This is a genomic window from Nocardia sp. NPDC003963, assembly GCF_053605105.1.
This window is the reverse complement of sequence record NZ_JBSGIP010000114.1, coordinates 1-2,691: the sequence shown is the minus strand read 5'-3', so window position 1 is coordinate 2,691 and position 2,691 is coordinate 1. Positions and strand designations below refer to the sequence as shown.

General features: G+C 59.3%; 1 protein-coding gene and 1 pseudogene. Both read left to right on the top strand.

The features are described 5' to 3' along the window. Nucleotides 1–128: 128 nt before the first annotated feature. Nucleotides 129–1,160, top strand: coding sequence for a hypothetical protein (locus tag ACWEWT_RS38560; RefSeq protein ID WP_452565899.1), 1,032 nt, complete (start codon nucleotides 129–131; stop codon nucleotides 1,158–1,160). Between the two features lie 227 nt (nucleotides 1,161–1,387). Further along, nucleotides 1,388–2,541: pseudogene (locus ACWEWT_RS38555) on the top strand (IS3 family transposase). Nucleotides 2,542–2,691 lie beyond the last annotated feature (150 nt).

Here is a 2,691-nt window from a genome sequence, read left to right as displayed (position 1 = left end):
TCCGAGCCCATGCCTTATCGGTCACTTCACCACGACCCACCACACCCGACAGCTAACACCAACCACCACAACGAATTACAGGACAGGTCCTAGGTGGTAGCAACGCGTTCGCGACCCCGGACCACACCATGCTTGACGGCATCACCACCGCTGTCGAAATCGACGATACAGGCGTTACGGTGAGTTGGCTCGTATCCGCACCTTCTGAACCGAATGGGTCGGCACTGCCTGAGATCATCAATGCCCCACCTCGTGGAAAGTCTTATTCGGTCGAGAGATTCCCAGGACCAGTGCCGACTGCCGCAAACTGGGTATGGTCTCGCACCCGTGGCGACCTCGCTAAGATAATGGATGATAGAGGGAGGGACAGGACGATCCTGCAAAACATTGTCAATGCGGCGCCCAGGTTCGGCAGCGCATGGCACGGCTGGAGACAATTGGTTCGCGCCGAGTACCCTCAACTTTTTTCTTCGTCCACGTCCGAGAACCCCGTTGATTTATGGCCAGGCCCCGATCTGCCTGCCTCACCGGCACAGCCTCTGGGGAGCTATTCCGAACACCGAATGCACGCCCGTGTGTGTGCGATGCTGCGTTCGGCACTTGATATCTACCGTGAACTCACTGAAACCGCGCTGCAGCGATTCAATGACACCCTGCCGCGCCGCGCGCTCATGCCGATCATTCTTGAAGGTAATCTCACATATAATATTCCTGCGGCACCCACCGTCGCCAACTCATACAATCCGACCGTGAACTACTGGCTGCGTCCGGCTGGCAGGCAAAACGGCAATACCGACAGCCAGGTCCAGCTACACCTGAATTCTTCGAAGAAACTCCACGAAAGCTATCGTAGTCTCCGCGATGTCTATATCCGCTACGGTCGCGAAAACCCGGAATTATATCCCTTTCTACCACAAATTATAGAACACCATGCCGTCATTGACGTCAATCGCTCCGGCTGGGCGACGCTTACCGCGCTACACTGGATATACAACGATCTTAAAAGGCTTCGATGGGGAGGCTTCGACGAACCGCCGACGTTTATAATGTGGCATTTGCCTGACGGCGTAGAAGAGCGAACCGCCGAGACAAGGAGTTATTTGTTGACCTTGCAGGCTCAGTCTTTTGAAGTCGAGTTTCTGAAGCTCGATGACTCTTGAGCTACGGTTCAATTAAACAGTCCCATGGAACCGTCTCAGTCTGCACGGGGCCAACGTCAATCCGGGGCCGACGCACCATTCGTCAAGGGACGGGAGCTGATCCCCCAATGCTTCGTCGCCGAGATGCTCTCCAGCGGCCAGAACGAGGGCGCCGCTGATGTTCCCCCGGTTTTCCGGAGTTGGTTTGCTTGACCCTTGGTCACGAAGTCATCGAAGGAGACTTGTTCGTGCCAAGGCGTAATCCCGAAGAGTTCCGTCGGAAGGTCCTGGACCTGGTCGCTGCTGGCCGGCCGGTCGCGCAGGTAGCCGCGGATCTGGGTATCAGCGACCAGACGATCTATGTCTGGCGCAAACAAGAACTGATCGACACCGGCCAGATTCCGGGCGCGACGAGCGCCGAGCAGTCCGAATTGATCGCAGCCAAGCGTCGCATCCGCGAGCTCGAGCATGAGGTCGCCATCCTGACAAGGGCTCGTGAGCTGCTGAAAGAACGGGCCAACGGCCCAAAAGGCGTTACGCGGCCATAGCCACGATCGCGAGCGAGGGATTGCCGGTGCAGGTCGCGTGCCGGCTGCTGGACGTCTCCGAGTCCGGTTTCTACCACTGGAGATCACGTCCGCCCTCGCAAAGAGCGATCCGCCATGCCTGGCTCACCGACCAGATCCGCGCGGTCCACGCCGCCTCGCGTGGCACCTACGGCGCTCCGCGGGTGCACGCCGAGCTCCCCCTCGGCCTCGGTATCGGGGTCGGCTACAACCAGGTCGAACTGTTGATGGCCCGCGCCGGGATCAAAGGATTGCCCGGGGTCAAACGGGCCCGGCCACGGCACCAAACCCCGACCGCCAATGACCTGGTCGACCGGGCCTTCACACGGAAACAGCCGAACCAGTTGTGGGTCACCGACATCACCGAGCACTGCACGAGGGAAGACAAGGTCTACTGCGCGGTCGTGCTCGACACCTACTCACGGCGGGTCGTCGGCTGGTCCATCGACTCGACTCAAACCGCGGCGCTGGTCACCAACGCGCTCGGGATGGCTGTTTCGAATCGGTCGCCGGAGCCGGGCACGATCATTCATTCCGACCACGGCGTTCAATTCACGTCCTGGGCCTTCACCGACCGGGCCCGCAAGTCCGGGCTGGTGCCGTCGATGGGCTCGATCGGCGACTGCTACGACAATGCCGTGATCGAATCATTCTGGGGCAGAATGCTAACCGAGCTACTCAACCGGCAAAGCTGGAAAACCCGGATAGAGCTGGCGAACGCGATCTTCGAGTACCTCGAGATCTTTCACAACCGACGCCGCCGACACTCAGCGCTCGGTATGCGGACCCCGATCGAGTACGAGATGATGCAACCGTCCATCCAACCCGTGGCCTGAAGTCCAGTATCTCGACTCCATGAAACCGGGGGAACATCACGCCCTCCAACAATGTGGGGGTGCCTCTCTATTTGTCAAGCTGCAGAAAAACACTCGGCGGTATGTCGATGTCTGCGGGTGTCGTCGGCGATCATGATCCGCCAGATGGTG